Genomic DNA, 19,085 nt, shown 5'->3' with positions numbered 1-19,085 from the left:
CTCCACTCGGCGGCACCCACATCTCCCGCCTCGAAGCCCTCATGCTCGCGGCCTGACAACCCGTTTTGCGGATTCCTCAGCAGAGTCCTTCAGGCGGGGAGGAAACGAAACCCCTGCGGCGCAGGGTGCAGGACCGGGACGCCACCCGCGAACTGCTCTGGCGGGTTCGAATGATCAGTCAGAGCATTCCGGGGCGCCGCCACTCCTGTCCGAGGACATGGTGGTCGAGGAAGTTCAGCACCGTCTCGTACATGAGGCGAATGTGGTTCGGCGCCCCGATCCCATGGCCCTCGTCCGGAAAGTGCAGGAAGCTGACGGGCGTCCCGAGCCGCTGCAGATCGCTGTGCAGGCTCAGTGCCTGGCCCATCGGGACGCGGTGGTCCTGGCCGCCGTGCACGAGCAGTATCGGCGTCGTCACCTTCGCGGCGTGGAAGTGGGGCGAGTTAGCTTCGTACCGTTCGCGCTGCGTCCGCGGGTCGCCAAAGATCTTCCGGAAGTATGCGTGCATGTCCGTGTCGATCTGGAACGCCTCCAGGTTCCACATCCCGGCGTGGGTGACGATCGCCTTGAAGCGGTCAGTCAGGGTCGCGGCCCGGTTAGCCAGGTAGCCGCCGTAGGACCAGCCGGCGAGGCCGGTCCGGGTCGCGTCGAGGTCGTCGCGTGCCAGTGCCGCGTCCGTCAGCGCAATGAGATCCCGGTAGGGCTGACCGCCGTACTGGCCCCGGCCGCGCTCCTGCATGCGTTGCCCGTAGCCGGTGGACAGCGCCGGATCCGGTAGCAGCACCGCGTAGCCGCGGGCCGCGAACGGCCATGGGTTCCACAACCACGTCCAGGCGCTCCAGGACATCTGTGGTCCGCCGTGCGGAGCGATGATCAGCGGCGCTGGGCGCTCGGCCGAGACACCCTCGGGCAGCGCGAGCCAGGCGTGCAACGGGAAACCGTCGTCCGCCTCGACGTGTACTTCGGCCAGTGTGCCGGGAAGCGAGTCGAGGTCTCCGGGGGCCCTGAGGAAGGCGGGTTCTTGATCGGCTGTGACGGCATTCAGCCGAACCACTCGAGGCGGGCTGACGATCGTGCTGCGCAGTGCATAGAGGGTGGTCCCATCGGGCGACACGCAGAGAGAGGCGTAGGCGCCGGATGCGGTCAGGCGGGTGATCGTGCCGTCCGCGTCGCGGCGGAAGATCGGGCAGTGGCCCCGCTCGTCACCGGTGAACCACAGCGTGGCATCCCCACGGATCGGCGAGAGGACCGCGCGTCCCGGCCACGGCCAGTTGTCGAACTCCGGCAGGAGGTCGGTCTCTTCACCCGAAGCCAGGTCGAACGCGACCAGCGTGATTCGCCACTCGCTGTCATAGGATTCCTCTCGCTGGCGCTGGCAGACCAACGCCGAGCCATCGGCCGTGAACGCCAGGCGGTAGTACTGCTGACCGGTGCGTGAGAATGTGTGGTGCTCGACGCCAGTGGCAGCGTCGGCGACCACCACGACATTCATGTCGGGAACGCGGCCCGTCGCGGCCCGCGTGTAGGCCACCAGTGATCCGTCCGGCGAGAGCGCCGTCTCTCCCGTGCCCGTCAGGCCCTGGCTGCCGGCGTTCACCGGAGCCCCGTCGGCGTGCAGGACGAAGGTGTGGGGTTCGTCAGGGCCGAGGCCTGCACCAAAGCCACACGGTGTGGTCGCCTCGTACAGAACTGCGTTGACCAGGTTGCTCTCGCGCTCACGACGAAGTTCGGCGTATGCCTCGGCACTCACCGCGCCAGGCAGCAGATCAGCGGTATAGGCGACCGTGCGGGCATCCTTGGCGACGGCGAAGGCGGATATACCTCCCGGGTGGTGGGCGATCTGCCTGGCCTCGCCGCGGTCCGGCAGTGCCCACAAGCCCACGCCCTGGCTCTCGCTCCTTTCAGCGGCGGAATCGGTGCTCTCGCGGCCGGAGAGGAACAGCAGTGTGCCGTCGGCGGCGAAAGCGGGAGCGAAGTCACCCTGTACGGACCGGGCCACGGGGCGGCTCTCGCGCTCGCCTGAGGGGTCCACCTCCCATATCCGCGAAACGCGCCTGGTTCCCTGGTCGTTGATGATCTGCACGGACGCGATCAAGTGCGTTCCGTCGGGCGCCAGGACCAGGTCGGTCAGGCGAGGGTGTGTGGCGAACAGGTCGTGGAACGAGGCGGCATCATCCAAGGCACGGATCATGACGATCATCCTGCCCGCCGCCCCCGAACTGTGACAGGGGTCCGACAATCTGAGGGGACCGCACCGAGGAGAACCGGCTCGGCGGTGGTGCCTCCGACGTGGCGGAGCCACTTCGAACTGACCGCAGCGCGTCTCCTACGGCAGGGAACGGGTGAGCCACACCAGTTCGCCGCGGTCATCGGTCGAGACGTGGTCGCGCTCGAACCCAAGCTTGTCGAGGACGCGAAAGGACGGCGCGTTCCAGGAACGCACCGTCGACCAGAGCCGCTTCCGTCCGGTCGCGATCGCGGCATCGAGCACCGCGGAAGCCGCCTCGGTCGCATAGCCCTGTCCGTGCACGCGCCGGAACAGCTCATAGGCGATCTCCGGCTCGTCAACAGAAGCCCGACCGACAGTGAGCCCGCAATACCCGATGAAGTCGCCCACATCGCGGCGGATGACAGGCAGCAGAGCAATCCCTGTCAGCGCCGACGCAGCCCGCTGATCCTCGATCATCCGCCGGTTGTCCTCGATCGACGGCATGCCACCACCCCGTTCGGCGACGAGCGCGCGATGGGCGTCGATGTCGGGCTCGGTCCACTGACGCAACGTCAGCCGAGCCGTGTCGAGTTGGAGCGGCATCGGTGAATACGGTATGGCGAAACCCTATCCACGCCGCTCTCCAAGCCGGGGCAACTGAGACCACGTGAGACGGACAATTGTGGTCTATCTCAATGAACCGAGTCCACGCATCACGCAGGTCAGCGAGACGCAGCACAAGGAAGCGGGTTGAAAACGCTTAGTGACGCTGAGAAGGCAGTGGGCGGAGCACGGCCGTACGGTCTGCCATTTGCTGGTGTAGGAGTTGGTTCTCGGCTGTTGCTTGGTGCAGCGCGCCGACGAGAGCTGCGACGTCGGCCTTGAGGTGGGCGATCTCCTCCGCGTCGGCAGCCCGTAGTTCCTTGAGTCGGCGGACCTGCTTGCGCGTAAGCGCTGCTCGCTGTCCGGGGTGCCGCCGCGGGCGCGGACCTTGTCGTAGAACTCGTTCTTCAGGTCGGTGTGACGCTGGGTTAGTGCGTTGCGCGGGACGTCGGCTTCGACGGCGAGGGCGACGATCGTCAGGGCGCGTGTCGACGGGCGGGCCACGTCCACCAGTAGCCGAAGAAGTGAAGGGCCGGGTCTCTGAGCTGCGGCCGTGATATCGATCAACGCTGCGACTGTGACTTAGCCGAGATCCACCGATGAGTTCCGCCGGCTGGGCCGGTCTACCAGGACGCACGCCATCGAGCCACCGACTGGAGACCCACCATGACCAATCCCGCACACCCCGGCCGCATGCTGTTCGTGAACATCCCCGTAGCGGACCTCGAGCGCAGCAAGGCGTTCTTCGCTGAGCTCGGGTTTAGCTTCAACCCGATGTTCACCGACGAGACCGCCGCCTGCATGCTAGTCGGCGAGCACGCCTTCGTCATGCTGCTCAGCCGCGAGAAGTTCGCGGAGTTCGCGAAACTGCCGATGGCCGATCCCACCACGCACACGCTGGCGCTGTACTGCTTCAGCGTGTCATCCCGCGATGAGGTCGATACGGTCAGCGCCGCTGCGCTCGCGGCGGGCGGCTCCGAGGCGGACGACGCCGAGGACTACGGCTTCATGTACTCACGCAGCTTCTTCGACCTCGACGGCCACGGCTGGCAGGTCATGTGGATGGACCCGGCGGCGGCGGAGCAGGGCCCCGAGGCGTTCGCGGCCTCCATGCAGGACGCTGACGCCCCGGCCTGACCCACCACCGCGTTCCGCACGTGCGTCGTCGTCGTGCGGTACGGGCAGCAGCGAGCTGCTCCGGCAAAATCATCGGGCAGGTAGTCGTGGTCGTAGGCCTTGTCTACGACCACGACGTAGGTGGCCGCTAGAGGTCCATTGGCAGCAATCTCGAATCCGGAATTCGTCCCACGGAACCGCCCTCCACAGGCTCACCACAGCAGCCCAAATGCGGTGCACCAGAGCCCAGACGGGGTTGTCCCCACTGAGGGGGACGGTGGCAAGCAGGTCGCATCCCCAGATGCCCCTGTGTCGCGCGAAAATACGATTCGGTGCTGTGAGCTGCGACGAGGCCGTTCGGTCAGGCGGTCCTCTGGTCCTGGTTGATCAGGCCGCCGAGGAGGGGCTGTCGCCGGATTCGCTGGGCCTGGGGGTCGGTGACGGTGGCTGGAGCGGGTGGTTTGGAGCTGTCCGGGGGGCAGTTGCTGCCGGGACCGGTGGGGGCGGCGCTGGTTGTGGTGCCGAATGTACTCGGCCGGGACCGCTTGGGCGTGGGCCTTGTTGTAGATCAGGGTCCGGTCGAGGAGCTCGCGCCGGAGGGTGCCCACGGCTCTCTCGCAGATCGTGTTCGCTCTCGGTGCCTGCGGCGGGCTGAGCAGGATCTGCACGTCGTCGGCCTGGAAGACGGCGTCGAAGGCGTCGGTGCGCTTCGCATCCCGGTCCCGCAGCGGAAAGCGCAGCGAGGCCATCCGGCACCCCAACATCATGGCGGGATTCCTCGCCTGCTGGACGGTCCACTGCGCGGTGGGGTGGGCGGTGACGTCGGCGAGGTGTAGTCCGCGAGTGCCGTGCTCGATGAAGATCAGGGCGTACAGGCGCCCCAGCGTCACGGTGTCGAGGTGCAGGAAGTCGGCGGCGATGATGCCGTGGGCCTGGGTGGTGAGGAACTGACGCCAAGTAGGGCCGGAGCGATGCGGCGCGGGGTCGACTCCCGAGGACTGCGGGATCTCCCATACGGTGGACGGGGCGATGGAGTAGCCAAGGCGGACGAGCTCGCCCTGTATGCGGCGGTGTCCCCAGGTGCTGTTCTCGCGCGCCAGACCCAGGATGAGCTGCCTGACGGCGGGCGCAGTCGGGGGCCGTCCCGGGTGGCGGCGCTCGGTGAATGTCCACGTCCGGGAGACCAGGCGTCGGTGCCAGGCCAGCAGCGTGGTCGGCGTGACCGCGAAGACCTGACGCCAGCGCTCCCGCGGGACCAGCCGGGAAAAGACGGCCAGCCAGATCCGGTCGGCGCACTCATAGCGGACCCGAGCGATCTGGCTGAGATCCCTCCCCTGGAGCATTACAGCAACGCGCGGAGCTGAAAGCTGCGGCAGGCTGATCATGCCCGGCGCTTGCTGGCGGTCTCGGGGCACCGTCGGGCGGAGCTGGGGGAAGGAAGCAGCGCCGGAGTCAGTCCGACAAGTGTTGGAGATTTAGGTGGTCACGAGGCGGCGTGTCGTGCAGGCAGCGGCCGGCGGAATGCTCGCGCTCCTTCCGGCAGTCACCGCGGCTCCACGTCTCCGAACGCCCGGCGACAAGGGCCTTCTGGATCCGAGAACGGTGGACAAGTACGTCACACGGCTCGTCGTCCCATCCACCATGCCGCAGGCTGGCGGCGCCGTCGCTGATCGCATCGACCACTACGTGATCGGTGTGCGACAGTTCCAGCAGCAGGTGCTGCCCCCCGGACTGCCGGCGACAACCGTGTGGGGGTACGGCTCAACCCTGCATCCGCGCAGCTTCCACTATCCTGCGTTCACCGTCGAGGCCCACTTCGGAACACCTGTTCGGGTGAGGTGGAAGAACCAGCTGCTTGATCGCAAAGGCCGTTACTTGCCGCACCTGCTGTCGGTCGACCCCACACTGCACTGGGCGAACCCTGCGGGCGGAGTGTCGGCCCGGGACACACGTCCCGGATTCCGCTCGACACCCGGACCGTACTCGGGTCCGGTACCGATCGTGACGCATCTGCATGGCGGGCGGAACACGGAGGAGAGCGATGGCTACACCGAAGCCTGGTACCTTCCCGGCGCGGTCGACCTTCCTGCGGGATACGCCGAAGTCGGGTCATTCTACGAGGAGTTCAAGGGCAAGTTCGAGGACCAGTTCGGCGACACCTGGGGCCGGGGAGACGCCGTGTTCCAGTACGCCAATACGGAGAGAGCCTCGACCTTCTGGTTCCACGATCACGCCCTGGGCGTCACGCGGCTGAACGTCTACGCCGGACTGGCAGGGTTCTACCTCCTGCGAGGCGGCCCTGCGGACCTTCCCGACGGGATATTGCCCGGTCCCGCACCCCGGGCCGGTGATCCGCCCGGTCGGAAGTACTACGAGATCCCTCTCGTCATCCAGGATCGCTCGTTCCACGTCGACGGCAGCCTCTTCTACCCGGCCGGACGTGCTGCCTTCGACGGATTCAGGGGCCCCTACATTCCGGCCAGCGACATCCCTCCGATCTGGAGCCCCGAGTTCTTCGGCAACACGATGGTGACCAACGGGAGAACCTGGCCGGTCCTTCAAGTCGAACCGCGCCGCTACCGGTTCCGGCTCCTCAACGGATGCAATTCGCGGTACCTGATCCTGAAGATCGCCACCCGCCCGCTCGCGCGTAGGCCCGCGCACGCAGTAATTCCCTTCTGGCAAATCGGCAACGAGGGAGGCTTCCTTCCCACACCCGTACGGCGCGACGAGTTGCTCATCGCTCCGGCCGAGCGCGCCGACGTGATCGTCGACTTCGCGTCGGTACCGGTCGGGACCGAGTTGTATCTCATCAACGAGGGCCCCGATAAAGCGTTCCAGGGCGGGAAAGTGGGTTCGGACTTCTCCCCGGCGGACCCGGCCACCACTGGACAGGTCATCAAGCTTACGATCGGAGCACTCACCACGCCGGACACAACCGCCCCACCCTCCCAGCTGTCGCTGCCGTCGTTCGAGCCCTTGGGAGAGGCGAGCCGCATCCGACGGCTTTCGCTCAGTGAGCAGAACTCCGCGTCACTCCCGCATGTCGGACCCCGACAACTGCTGCTCGGCACCCTGAACCGACGTGGCGCCGCTGTGCCGAGGCGCTGGGACGACCCCGTCACGGAGAATCCGGCCCTAGGTGCGACCGAGATCTGGGAGATTCACAATCTCACGAAAGATGCCCACCCGATCCATGTCCACGAGGTCCAGTTCCAGGTCCTCGACCGACAGCGGGCCGGCCGTGCCGCCCAGCCCGCAGAGCCATGGGAGCGCGGGTTCAAAGACACCGTAGTCGCTTACCCGGGTGCCGTCACGAGGCTGAAGGCGACGTTCGACCGGGCGGGCCGGTACGTCTGGCACTGCCACATGCTCGAACACGAGGACAACGAGATGATGCGCCCCTACAGGGTCGGATGACGGCAGAGGCTCTGCCACTCTCCTGCGCATAGCGGTGCCGGTGCGCGGCGTTCACCGCTGCTCGCGCAGCAGCGCGAGGCGGCGTTTGTACTCGTTCGCTGACCATGACGTCCCAAGCATCTTGATGGGCGTCACCATGCTCGGCTACAAGGACCAACTCGTCGAGATCGAGGCCGTCGCCGCCGTGCTCGATTCTTGAGCCGACTGACACGCTGTGGCGGCACGACCAGCAGCCTTCGTCCCTGGGAGCAGCTCCATCCCGGCGGTGGCGAGATCCATCCAGTGCGAGGTGACGACCCGGCCAGAGCGGGCGTACAGGCCGTGGTTGCGGGCGGCAGTCAGATCGTGGTTCGAGCCGGGCAGCGCCGCAGACGCCCAGATCAGACGTCCGAAGGGATCGGCGAGGACCTGCACGTTCATGCCGTGCCGCTTGTGTTGCCCGGAGTAGTACGGAGTGTCGGGGCGATCCGGTCGATCGGCAGCAGGGTGCCGTCCAGGATCACGAACGCCTTCGTCGAGGCCGTCTTGATCGCCTCGGCCAAGGTCGGCGCGAGGGCGGCCAGCACGTCGACGGCCTCGCGGACGCATCGGTAGACGGTCGTGATCCCGATGCCGAATCCAGCGGCAAGCTGGGCATAGGTGTCGCCGCCCCGCAGGTGAGCTAGCGCAAGGAGCGCCTGACGGCCGGCGGTCAGGCGCCGCGAGCGTGTGCCGATCTCCAGCCGCCGGGCGCTGAGTTGACCGGCCAGGTACCTCAGGGTGTGGGTGGACAGATCTATTGATGATGGGTAGGCAAGCAGGCGAAGCTCCTGGCGGTACGGGTGATCTGTCGAGATACCGTCTGCCACGAGTTTCGTTGCGTCTATGCACTGCTGCCGGCCCTCAACTCCCGTCGCCTGCAGTCAGGTCGGAAGTTGATCTCAGTGGGTTGGGCGCTGCGGGGTGCTGGCCACCCCTGCCTCCCGACCGCTGAGCGCGGCGTCCAGGGTCTCCTGGGCCGTACGCATCGCCTCGGCGTACTGCGGCTCGGACATTCGCTGCCAGGCAAGGTCCGGTGCGATGTGCTCGACCCGGCTCATCACCCACCAAATGTTGCCGAACGGGTCCCGCACCCTGCCGCCGCGATCCCCCCACGCACTGTCGGCAGCCTCGGTGATCACCTGAGCCCCGTGCGTAACAGCAGCGGCCATGGCAGCGTCCGCGTCCGGGACATAGACCCGCAACAGCGAGGACATCACCGGCCAGTCGGGCCGTCGGTCGAAGGCCAGCACGACCGTGTCGCCGACTCGGATCTCGCCGTGACCGATGGTGCCATCCTCGACCGGCACCCGTGCAATCTCTTCGCCGTCGAACGCGACGGTGATGAAGTCGAGCAGTGCGCCGGTGTCGTCGGTGACCACCCACGGTGCAACGCTGGTGTAGCCCTCGGGTGCAGTCTGACTCATCGGTGCCGTCCCCTCCTGTGGTTCTTCGTGACGTGACGACACTAGGGATCAACTAGGACAGTTCTGTTCCTAGTTGATCCCGGAATCAGCACGACCCTCGTCAGCGCCCTGGTCATAGCCGTCCTTCCTCCAGAACCTCGCGCTGAGGACGCAAAAGGCTCATTCTCGTTCGCTCCGGCAGGTGGCGAAGGCGCCGAACAGATCTGGGCGGAGCATCGAGGTGACCGTGGCGCCGAGTCCGCCGCTGGACTTGCCCGCGATGGCTCGGTGGTTGCGCGCGGGGAGTGTGCGGTAGCGGGCGTCGACGTACGGCACGACCTCTTCGCACAGGTAGGAGTGGTAGCAGCCGGTGCCGGGTGAGTCGATGAACTGGCTGCTGCCGTAGGGGGCGCGAAGTCCCTGGCTCGGTACCGGAGTTGGAGGGAACCGTCACCGGCATGCAGAAGCTCGTGCGGCACCTGCAGCAAAAGAAGGAGGCCGCCCTGGCGCGGCACGGCCTGAAGTTGTGGGAGTACGAAATCCTGTGGCGCCTGCGCTCGGCGGGAGAGCCCTACCGCATGGCACCTACACGTCTCGCTCAGGGACTCGGCGTCCACCCCGCCACCCTCACCAACCGCCTCGACCGAACTTCAACCGACTGGGAGCGGTGGGTCTGCGCCGAGTGTGGCGGCCTTCCGCCATGGCCCACATCCGCCTCACCCGGTCCGTTGATCCTGCCCGGACCCAACTGTGAGATTGGCCAGGCGGCTCAGGTGTCCTCGTGTCTGCGGGCTTGGCCGCACGGTGATGGTTCACCCCTTGGTTAGGAGCACGATGAAACGAGGAAGACGAACAGGTGTGATTGCCGCGGCGTCGGCCGTGTTGATCGCCGCGACGCTGATTGCGCCTGCGGCCGCAGCCGCCAACCCGACCAGCCCGACTGGCTCCGAGAGTGCTGGCGCGAGCAAGGTCGAACCCGCTGATCCCGACGGGCCACAGGGGCCGGGTCGGTCGCCCGTTGCTGGGCTCGACGACCGGGCCGGGCGCGACAACCCGGATTCGATCTACAGGGCGGGGAAGACCGACGGGTTCCAGCCGCTGACCGACGATTCGCTGTCGGATACTGCGGCCGAGAAGCTGGGCAACGCCGACACCAGGCTGCTGCAGCAGGCGCAGGCGTCGAAGAAGAAGTCTGTCACGGTGTTGATGCTGGCCCGGAAGGGCGCGACCGAAGACGTCGTCGCCGCGGTGGAGAAGGCCGGCGGGACCGTCGGGTCGGTGACCGGAAAGGTCGGCTACGTCCGGGCGACCGTCCCGACCGACAGCGTAACCACTTTGGCCGGCCTTCGGTCGGTTGCGGCGATCGACCTGAACCGGACGTACAAGATCCCGGGCCCGGATCTGGGCGCCGCGGGTGCGAGGACGGCGGCAACGAAGGCTGCGGGGCCGACCGCGCCCGGCGCGAACACGCCCGCCGACAACCCGTACCTACCGATCAACGAGACCGGCGCCGAGGCCTTCGTCAAGGACAACCCGGCCTGGGACGGGCGCGGCACGGTCGTCGGCGTGCTGGACACCGGCGTCGACGTCGAGCATCCCGCGCTACAGAAGACCAGCGACGGCAAGCCCAAGATTGTCGATTGGGTAACCGAGACCGATCCGGTCACCGACCGCGACGGCAGCTGGGTGCGGATGTCCACCACCAAGACGGGTCCGACGTTCAGCTACCTGGGCAAGACCTGGACGATCCCGGAGGGCACGTTCCAGTTCGGCGTGTTCTACGAGAGTGCGACGGCCGGGAGCGACTTCGAGGGCGACCTCAACCGGGACGGCGACACCCGGGACTTCCACGGGGTTCTGTACGACCCGACCACACACCGGATCTGGGTCGACGGCAACAACAACCAGGACCTCACCGACGAGACACCGATGGCCCCGTTCGCGGTCGACCGCCAGGTCGGCCACTTCGGGAGCGACGACCCCGCAACACCGCAGAACGAGCGTATCCCGTTCGTCGTCGAGTACCGCGACAACGTCGATCTCTCCCCGCTCGGCGGCAGCAACGTCGGCAAGACCGCGAACTACGTGTCTATCGGGTTGCCGGTCGCCTCGCACGGAACCCATGTGGCAGGGATCACCGCCGGCACGTCGATGTTCGGCGGCCAGATGCACGGCGCCGCACCGGGCGCGCAGATCGTGTCCGCCCGCGCCTGCACTTGGGGCGGTGGCTGCACCCAGGCGGCACTGACGGAGGGCATGATCGACCTGGTCGCCAATCGCCATGTCGACGTCGTCAACCTGTCCATCGGTGGGCTTCCCGCATTGAACGACGGCTCCGACGTGATCGCCGCGCTCTACGACAAGCTGATAGGCCACTACGGCGTCCAGATCATCATCGCCGCCGGCAACGACGGCCTCGGCACCAACACCGTCAGCTCGCCGTCCGTGGCGGGCAAGGCCATCTCGGTCTCCGCGTCCGTCAGCTCCGACACCTGGTGGGCCGGCTACGGGTCGAAGGTTGCCACGAAGCAGGGCATCTTCGGCTTCTCCTCCCGCGGCCCCGCTGAGAACGGAGCACTGGCGCCGCAGGTGTCCGCGCCCGGCGCCGCCATCTCCTCGATCCCGATGTGGCTGTCCGGTGAAGCCGTCCCCGAGGCCGGGTATTCGCTGCCGGCCGGGTACGGCATGGCCAACGGCACCTCCATGGCGGCCCCGCAGGTCGCCGGAGCGGCGGCGCTGCTGCTATCGGCCGCCAAGGCCCGTTCGCTGACAGTCAGCTCGGCGGCGCTGAAGACCGCCCTGACCGGCACCGCCGACCCGATCCCCGGCGTCCCAACGGTCGCGCAGGGCGCCGGCATCATCGACACCGTCGCGGCCTGGAAGCAGCTCAGCGCCGGCATCAACACCAATGAGCTCACTGTGTCGGCTCCCGTTTGTAGTTCGCTGTCCGGCCTGCTCGCGACTCCGAACACCGGCGTCGGCATCTACAACCGTTGTCTGCCAACGGAAGGCGGCCAGGTGACCGGTGCGCAGAAGACCTACAAGGTCAGCGTCACCCGGACCAGCGGTGCCGCCGGGAACGTCGTGCACCAGATCGGTTGGATCGGCAACGACGGCACGTTCAGCGCCCGCGCGGCAATGCCCCTGCAGCTCGGAAAGGCGACCGATATCACGGTCACCGCGACCGCGACGACCTCCGGCGTGCATAGCGCGATCCTGACCATTGATGACCCGGCGACGGGCGGCATCGACCAGTTCGTTGCCGTCACCGTGCTGGCGACCAAGCCGCTGGCCAAACCCGACTACGCGGTCACCAGTTCCGGCACGCTCGGCCGAACCGGAACCACCTCGCTGCTGGTGCCCGTTCCCGAGGGCGTCGAAGCACTGCAGCTGACCCTGGGCGGGCTCGCCGACGGCAGCCAGGTCCGCGCATTGCCCATCGACCCCGACGGCATGCCCGCGGACTCCAACGCCAGTTACCACTGCTACACCAACTACACCGACCCGGCGAAGTGCAACGCCACCGCACGACCGGTGTACCGACCCAAACCCGGTATCTGGGAGTTCGTGATCGAGTCTCGCAGGACGTCTCCGGTCGAACAGAACCCGTACACAGCGACGGTTTCGCTGCAGGGCATGTCGTTCGATCCGGGGACCGTCACAGTCGACAAGGTGACGATGAACTCGCCGACGAATGTAGGCTCGACGGGGACGAACACCTTTGGCCCCGCGATCGCCCACGTCGCAACTGGCGAGATCGGCGATGTCCGCAATTTGTTCTCGACGGTCTCGCAAGGCGAAATCACGTCCAACATGCTCTATGTTCCGCGTCGGACGACCCGACTCGACGTGACGCTGACGCCCAGAGACGCTGCCGATCTGGACTTCTATGTGTATTTCAACGGCAGGCCGATAGGCCAGAGCACCACGACCGGGGACTCGCCCGAGCACATCGTCATCGATGATCCACAGCCGGGTACGTACTTCATCGTGGTCGCGGGAGTCGCCGTGCCCGGAGACAACGTCACGTTCGACTACCACCAAGAGATGTACTCGAAGGGCCTCGGCACGATCACGCCGAAATCCGACGTGAAGTACACGGTTGCCACGGGCCAGTCGATGCCGGTCGACGGGGCAATGATTGTCAGCGCTCGGCAGTTGACCAAGGATCCCATGGTCGGCCGGGTCCGAGTGGCCAACGAGTACGGCACGATCATCGGGGCGGCGGACGTCACGATCGCCACTGTCGATGTCCCCAAACTCGATCTGGTCGCGTGGGCCCCGCCATTCGTCGGCGCGGCTCTCAATGAGAGCGGCGTAGTCGCGGGGGATCGCCAGTACAACTCCAGGATGACGCCGACCGTCTGGACGGCCGCCGACGGGTTCACCAACCTGGATCTTGCCGGGGGCAGATACGGATCGGCTCTGGACCTGAATGACGGCCAGATCGCCGTCGGTATCACGACGGACAGTGCATTGCATTATCTTCCCGCCCAATGGGCCAAGGATGGATCGCTCACCGTGCTCGGCGTCCCGGATTGGCGGCCCTATTCCAGCGGCTATGCGACCGCCGTGAACAACAAGGGGGTGGTCGCCGGATTTTCCGAAGCAGTCGTCAAGGAGTCCGACGGCAAGAACCACAGCTACAGTGACGGGTTCGTGCGGACGCCGGATGGGACGTTCAGCAAGCTGGCCCACCTGTCCTCGGATCTGACGGGAACCCAGCCGCGCGCCATCAACGACGCCGGAATGATCGTCGGTGCCTCGCGCACCGATGGCCATGCGCCGCACGCGGTCGCCTGGGATGCGACGTCAGGTGTTGTTCAGGATCTCGGCACGCTTCCGGGACAGAACTCGGCCCAGGCGAACGATGTGAACGCCTCCAGGACTGTCGTGGGGACCAGCGGTGACGACGCGTTCGTGTGGACCAAGGCCGGCGGAATGCAGCGCCTCGCCGACTACGGATACAACGCAACCGGCGAGAAAGTCACCGACGACGGGTGGATCCTCGGAACTGTCGAACTTTTCCCGGACGTCGCGGTGTCGGCGATGTGGGACCCGCAGGGACGGCTCTGGGATCTGTCCGGCATGGTGCCGCTCTCTGCCGGTGATCGATTCACGCCGACCTACAGCTTCGACATCAACGATCACCACCAGCTGATGGTCTACGGCGAGGGCGGCCCGAACGCCGCCTGGTCCAGCTCGGTGATGCTGAGGATCCCGGCAGGTCTGGGCAACTAGGCCCCGGCGCCATCTCGTTCCGTCGAGCCACCGCAGTCGGCGGCTCGACGGGACGAAGGCGTTCAAAGCCGGCCCCGGTCCCGCGCGTGCCAGCCAAGCATCACCCGGGAATCGGTGCCGACCAGATCCATCAGCCTGCGGACCCTGCGCTGCATGGTCCGCAGGCTGATCCCCAGTCGGGCAGCGACAGCGGCATCGGTGTACCCACGCCTTCCTCGCAGCTCCGGACGCTCTCGGCTTCCTCCGCCCCAAGACCACAATCCACATGTCCCGACGACCACCAGCCCCGCGACGATATGTTCCTCACACGTCTGTCCGATCAAACCGACTTGCTTTCCACTCGCACGACATGGGCGTTCGGGGCGCTCATCGGAACCCACATCCGACGGGCTATCGTGAGCGGCATGTCTGCCCCTGAGCTGATCCGCATCGTGTCCCGTGACTCGCCCATGGCCCTTGCTCAGGTGGAGCGCGTCCGTGCCGAACTGGCCGCTGTCCACCCCGCCACTGACACCGAAGTCGTCCCCGTCAAGACGACCGGCGACAAATGGATGGGTGACCTCTCCCAGGTCGAGGGCAAGGGCGCGTTCACCAAGGAAGTCGACCAGGCCCTGCTGGCCGGGGAGGCAGACCTCGCGGTGCACTGCGTCAAGGACATCCCGGCCGACCGACCCCTGCCTGCGGGGACCACCTTCGCCGCCTTCCTCGAACGCGACGACATCCGAGACGCCCTCATCCACCCGGACGGCCTGCAGCTCGACCAGCTCCCGGCCGGCTCCCGGATCGGTACCTCCTCCGTGCGCCGCATCGCTCAGCTGGCCGCGTCCCACCCGCACCTGGAATGCGTGCCGATGCGCGGCAATGCCAATCGCCGCCTGGAGAAACTCGCCGCAGGCGAGGCCGACGCCCTGCTCCTGGCCGTTTCCGGACTGGAACGCATCGACCGCACCGACGCGATCAGCGAGATCCTGTCACCCGAGGTGATGTGCCCGCCGATCGGAGCCGGGATCCTGGCCCTGCAGTGTCGCGAAGGGGACACCGCCCTGATCGACGCCGTAAGCCCACTCGGCCACCCTGCCACGTACCGTGAGACCACCGCCGAGCGGATGTTCCTCCACGTACTGCAGGGCCACTGCAACAGCCCCATCGCCGGATACGCACGGGTCGAAGGAAACGGCGAACTGTCCCTACGGGCCAAGACCTTCTCGCTCGATGGCAAGACCGTCCTCAACGCCCACGAATGGGCCGGCCCCCTTGACCCCGCCAGCCTCGGCACCTCCGTCGCCGTCAGCCTGCTGCGCCAGGGCGCACGCGAGCTGATCGACGGCATCGCGCACTGAATCCCGTCCGAAGTACCGGATCTCTCATCGGACTCAAGACCACTTTTGCAGACCACGTACGGGGTTTAGCGCCGCGCTCCGGACGCAGCGATCCTCTGGCCGCGTGGGTGCCGGGGAGCGGTCCGATCTCCTGAGGGGCCATGGCACCCTGAGGCGATAGGTGTCGGGTCGGCCCCAGGCCGGCTGTTGCCCTGCACGTTCTTCCTCGGACGTCGCTGTAGGAGAACTTGAACCAAGCCGACCAAGCCGACTCTTTGACCACCCCAGAGTCTGTCTCTGGACTGCGCAGATTGAAGGGCGACACCGGTCCGGCTGGTCCTGGCCCTCGTGGGGCAGGACGGCGGTGATGGCGCCGCCAGCCGGAATGTGCAGTCGCGTCTCCCTGCTGGCGGACATGGTGACCCGCAGTGGCGTGTGTGTTCTGATGACCGCTGCAACATTCAGTACTCGGGTTCGGGCGCCCGCATAGGATGCGGCCCGTCATTCGCGCAGTGGTGTTCGACATCGGAGAAACCCGCACCCGAGACGACCGCTACTGGGCATCCTGGGCCGACTGGCTCGGCGTTCCACGACACACCGTCAGCGCCCTCGTCGGTGCCGTCGTCACCCAAGGTCGCGACAACACAGACGCGTTGCGCACAACCTGTCCGGACATCGACATCGCCCCGGAGTCCGCTGCCCGCGGAGCAGCTGGCCAGGGTGAGTACCTCGAAAAGACGGACCTCCACCCAGATGTACGCCTTGCTCTCGAAGGACTTCGCAAGCTTGACATCCGTGTGATCGTCGCCGGGCACCAGACCGGCAAAGGCCGGCGAGATGCTTTGCGCGCTCGGCCTTCCAGCCGACCTCGTTGCCACCTCGGCGGATTGGGGTGTCGCCAAGCCGGATGCATGATCTCTGAGTTGTCTCGGGTGTGGTTGGCGGTGGTGCGGGCCGCCTGTCTCCTTGCGACCTGGCAACGCTCCTTCGAGTCATCTGCGCGGCTCCAGCGCACCGCCTGGATCGTCCAGCGCGGTACGCGCGAGTCGCCGGAAGACTCGCAGAGCCTCCAACGCGTTTGCCCGCTGCTCGTCGGGGGGGAAGTGGTCACGGAACAAGCGATTCGGATGGGTAACGCACCACGTGCCCAGGACCGTTGCCGCCCATTCTCTCTCGGAGTCGAGGACTCGCAGGGCGGCAGCGGCCACAAGGTCCGGTCCCTCAACATCGACCACCGCACCACGCCGATCGAGAACGCCCAGTAACTCGCGCCCCCGACGGGACGTCTCCCTGATCTGGTCACGGGCCTGCCGGTCCCGCCGGACGAGGTGGTGGGTCTCTTGAGTCACGTTGTGGTGTTCCATCGCAGCGGCGAGAAACTCGGCGTAGGCCTCCCGTCGTACTTGCCGACGCCACTGCACGTGAGCCGACCGGGCCTGCGACCTTCCACTGAGATAGGCCGCCCCCAAAGCACCTCCGGCGCCTAGCGCCGCTCCCGCTAGAGCAGCCCCCGCCCCCAACCACGCCACTGCGCCGGCATCCATGACACCGATCATCCACCGATACCCGGCGAGCGGTGCCGGTGTGACCACATCCGGCTCTCACGGTGTGTGGCAGGAGTTCCCTGCGTCGGCAGCCAAGGGCGGCATTCCCACGGATCGGCTTCCGCAGTACGTGCACCTCATACTCGGTCACAGCGGCTCCGTGCACCGGGGGAGCGAAATCGTCCGTGTGTCGGCCCGCCTCACCCCGAAAGACATCGAATCGGTCGACAGAACCGTCGGGCGCAAACTGCGCCCCGCCACCGCAATCGACGCCGACGTATGGATCGACAAGGAGGGCCGGATCGTACGCGTGCGCCAGGACATCCACTTCGCGTCCGACCCTGACATTCAAGGCACGCTCACGCTCACCGATTTCAAGAGCGCCGTTTCGGTGAGCGCACCGGTCGCGAGGTGAGCATCATCCAGGTCCGGCGGGGTTTTACGGCAACACCGTAGGCGTCCGCACGCGTAGCCACGTGTGTTCGGATGATTTTGTGTAGCACAGGGGCAGGCAGGAGAGCGGGCTCGAGTTCGCCGTGCGCCTGCCTCGTTTCGGTCAGGAAGGCGTGTCCAGACTGGTCAGGAGACAGGCGACGTCGAGGCAGGTTGCGAGGTACTCCTCGAAGATCCGGTTGTTGAGGGCCCAAGGAGACCGCCGCTGCCGGATGAGGTCGATCGCTGTGGTCGGTTCGTAGCCCAGCTCGATGAGGGCCTGTCCCACGAGCAAGCCCGAGCGGTTGAATCCCGCGTTGCACCGGACCAATGTCCGATGTCCGTCACCGACGGAGCGCGCTGCGTACCAGGCCAACTGTTGGACGGTGCTGAGCTGTGCGGAGGTGAGGAGGTCATCGGGGATCTCGGCGACCTGATGGTCGACGTCTGGGGCAGGACCGTGATCGGGACGGGTGAACAGACTGATAACCAACTCAAATTCGCGGTCCACGACGGCTTGATGGACCTCGCCCAGGCCATCCATCCAGTAGTGGCCGCCCATCCACAGCCCCGGCACGATCTCGTTCCAAGGAGCCTGCGGCTCGGGTATGCCGCGGCTCTTGTGACGTGTCTTCACCTGAGGTCCCCTTCGCAGGCTGAGGCAGTCGGTCGTGAAACTGCGTCCCTGCTCGAATGGTCCCTCGAACTTGCTCTGTTGGGCGGGGAATTCTTGGACGCCCGGGCGACCCTCGGCTGATCATGTGCGACGCCAGGGATGCGCATGACCACGACGAAGGCGTGAGAGGAGCGGCTTCCTGCCGCTGGTGACGCGGAGTGGATACGCACCCCGCACGAAGCGGCCAGCGTACCGGTGAGTGAGCCTCGCCAGGCGGCGGCGGTTCGGCGGAACCGGCTGGCCGGACGGGCGTTCTGGTTCAGCAGGGGCGGGTCCGGCTGCTCATCTCCAGCAGAGCGGAGCGCAGTTCCCGGCGGCCGGTGCCAACGGCCAGGACTCCGCTTCGGATGCCAAGGCCTCGATCTCGGCATCGCTCCGCCCCCAGGCTGGCGCTCGCTCCTCTACCGCCTCGCCAGCACACGAGCCTGAGCCGAAGAACCCGCCCAGGCCGGCTGAGGTCGGTTGTTGCCGATCTTGACGTGACTGGCGAGCGTGAAGTCAGATGCGGTGAGAAGTCGGCATCGAGAAGCGGCACCGCCGCAGGGGGTTTGGTGTGTTCATCGCGGAAGAGGATGCTTTCGACCCTCAGGAGATGCTGAGCCTCTACGACTCGGTCGGCTGGGAGGGCTACACCGCCGACGTCGACAAGCTCTGCCGCGGCCTGCGGAACTCTCACCTTGTCATCACCGCACGAGACGGTTCAGGAACGCTCCTCGGACTGGCCCGGACCGTCTCTGACGACGAGCACATCTGCTATGTCCAAGACGTGGTGGTCAACCCTGCGCACCACAGGCAGGGGGTCGGTCGGGCCCTGGTCGAGGACCTCATGCGCCGTTACTCGCACTGCCGCTTCTTCGTCCTCTCCACGGACCACGAGTCGTCACCGGAAGGCAAGCGCAACCATGCCTTCTATCGGAGCTTTGGCTTCTTGTCCTACGAGGAGAAGCAGATGGCGGGCTTCGGACTGCCCAGGAACCGCCCTGACCTGCGTGAAACGGCGCCATAGAGACTCGCCCCCCGGTCATGGCAAGGACATGTTCACCATTCACCGGCCAACCCCCCGCCGGATGAGGATCCGGCCGTCACGCGTCGTAGACACAA

At 66.6% G+C, this 19,085-nt stretch carries 13 protein-coding genes and 3 pseudogenes; 9 read left to right on the top strand and 7 right to left on the bottom strand.

What is annotated here, in order from left to right; translation table 11 throughout:
* Nucleotides 1-178 precede the first annotated feature (178 nt).
* Together ACFU8W_RS24190 and ACFU8W_RS24185 are read right to left on the bottom strand one after the other, a co-directional pair.
* A complete protein-coding gene (locus ACFU8W_RS24190) occupies nt 179-2,191 on the bottom strand; it encodes an alpha/beta fold hydrolase (RefSeq protein ID WP_384040738.1) in 2,013 nt (670 codons plus the stop codon).
* Nucleotides 2,192-2,326: 135 nt separating this feature from the next.
* Entirely contained in the window at nt 2,327-2,812 is a 486-nt protein-coding gene (locus ACFU8W_RS24185) for a GNAT family N-acetyltransferase (RefSeq protein WP_384040735.1), read from the bottom strand.
* 666 nt (nt 2,813-3,478) lie between these two features.
* Here ACFU8W_RS24185 and ACFU8W_RS24180 point away from each other — a divergent pair.
* Nucleotides 3,479-3,949: a VOC family protein gene (locus ACFU8W_RS24180; RefSeq protein WP_384040732.1), complete on the top strand. Its 471-nt coding sequence runs from the start codon at nt 3,479-3,481 to the stop codon at nt 3,947-3,949.
* A gap of 191 nt (nt 3,950-4,140) precedes the next feature.
* Here the strand turns inward: ACFU8W_RS24180 and ACFU8W_RS24175 are convergent, their stop codons facing one another.
* Nucleotides 4,141-5,271, bottom strand: coding sequence for an integrase core domain-containing protein (locus ACFU8W_RS24175; RefSeq protein WP_384040729.1), 1,131 nt, complete (start codon nt 5,269-5,271; stop codon nt 4,141-4,143).
* A gap of 259 nt (nt 5,272-5,530) precedes the next feature.
* On the opposite strand from ACFU8W_RS24175, the gene ACFU8W_RS24170 reads away from it, so the two are divergent.
* Nucleotides 5,531-7,348, top strand: coding sequence for a multicopper oxidase family protein (locus ACFU8W_RS24170; RefSeq protein WP_384040727.1), 1,818 nt, complete (start codon nt 5,531-5,533; stop codon nt 7,346-7,348).
* 91 nt (nt 7,349-7,439) lie between these two features.
* A pseudogene (locus ACFU8W_RS24165) lies at nt 7,440-7,547 on the top strand (RidA family protein); the annotation flags it as partial.
* A gap of 116 nt (nt 7,548-7,663) precedes the next feature.
* Here the strand turns inward: ACFU8W_RS24165 and ACFU8W_RS24160 are convergent.
* From ACFU8W_RS24160 to ACFU8W_RS24150, 3 genes and pseudogenes are all read right to left on the bottom strand, one after another.
* A pseudogene (locus tag ACFU8W_RS24160) lies at nt 7,664-8,148 on the bottom strand (transposase family protein); the annotation flags it as partial.
* Nucleotides 8,149-8,268: 120 nt separating this feature from the next.
* Entirely contained in the window at nt 8,269-8,793 is a 525-nt protein-coding gene (locus ACFU8W_RS24155) for a VOC family protein (protein ID WP_384040724.1), read from the bottom strand.
* A 159-nt stretch (nt 8,794-8,952) separates the two neighbouring features.
* Nucleotides 8,953-9,159, bottom strand: a complete 207-nt coding sequence (locus tag ACFU8W_RS24150) for an alpha/beta hydrolase-fold protein (RefSeq protein ID WP_384040768.1) — start codon at nt 9,157-9,159, stop codon at nt 8,953-8,955.
* Nucleotides 9,160-9,630: 471 nt separating this feature from the next.
* On the opposite strand from ACFU8W_RS24150, the gene ACFU8W_RS24145 reads away from it, so the two are divergent.
* The 5 genes and pseudogenes from ACFU8W_RS24145 to ACFU8W_RS24125 all read left to right on the top strand — a co-directional run bounded on the left by ACFU8W_RS24145 (nt 9,631) and on the right by ACFU8W_RS24125 (nt 17,291).
* Entirely contained in the window at nt 9,631-14,013 is a 4,383-nt protein-coding gene (locus ACFU8W_RS24145; protein WP_384040721.1) for a S8 family serine peptidase, read from the top strand.
* A 404-nt stretch (nt 14,014-14,417) separates the two neighbouring features.
* On the top strand, nt 14,418-15,353 hold the full coding sequence (hemC, locus tag ACFU8W_RS24140) for a hydroxymethylbilane synthase (protein ID WP_384040718.1): 936 nt from the start codon (nt 14,418-14,420) through the stop codon (nt 15,351-15,353).
* Between the two features lie 482 nt (nt 15,354-15,835).
* Nucleotides 15,836-16,241, top strand: a pseudogene (locus ACFU8W_RS24135) (HAD family hydrolase); the annotation flags it as partial.
* Between the two features lie 218 nt (nt 16,242-16,459).
* On the top strand, nt 16,460-16,597 hold the full coding sequence (locus tag ACFU8W_RS24130) for a hypothetical protein (protein WP_384040715.1): 138 nt from the start codon (nt 16,460-16,462) through the stop codon (nt 16,595-16,597).
* Nucleotides 16,598-17,063: 466 nt separating this feature from the next.
* On the top strand, nt 17,064-17,291 hold the full coding sequence (locus ACFU8W_RS24125) for a hypothetical protein (RefSeq protein WP_384040712.1): 228 nt from the start codon (nt 17,064-17,066) through the stop codon (nt 17,289-17,291).
* A gap of 141 nt (nt 17,292-17,432) precedes the next feature.
* On the opposite strand, the gene ACFU8W_RS24120 is transcribed toward ACFU8W_RS24125, so the two are convergent.
* Nucleotides 17,433-17,945, bottom strand: a complete 513-nt coding sequence (locus tag ACFU8W_RS24120; protein WP_384040709.1) for a protein phosphatase — start codon at nt 17,943-17,945, stop codon at nt 17,433-17,435.
* Between the two features lie 592 nt (nt 17,946-18,537).
* Here ACFU8W_RS24120 and ACFU8W_RS24115 point away from each other — a divergent pair.
* Nucleotides 18,538-18,990 carry a GNAT family N-acetyltransferase gene (locus tag ACFU8W_RS24115; RefSeq protein WP_384040706.1) on the top strand — a complete coding sequence of 151 codons (453 nt, stop codon included), beginning with the start codon at nt 18,538-18,540 and terminating at the stop codon, nt 18,988-18,990.
* The last annotated feature ends 95 nt before the right edge of the window (nt 18,991-19,085 follow it).

It is taken from the genome of Streptomyces sp. NPDC057565 (assembly GCF_042801455.1).
Classification (GTDB): Bacteria; Actinomycetota; Actinomycetes; order Streptomycetales; family Streptomycetaceae; genus Streptomyces; species Streptomyces yanii.
The sequence above is the reverse complement of the archived record's forward strand: the minus strand, read 5'-3'. Positions and strand labels throughout refer to the sequence as shown.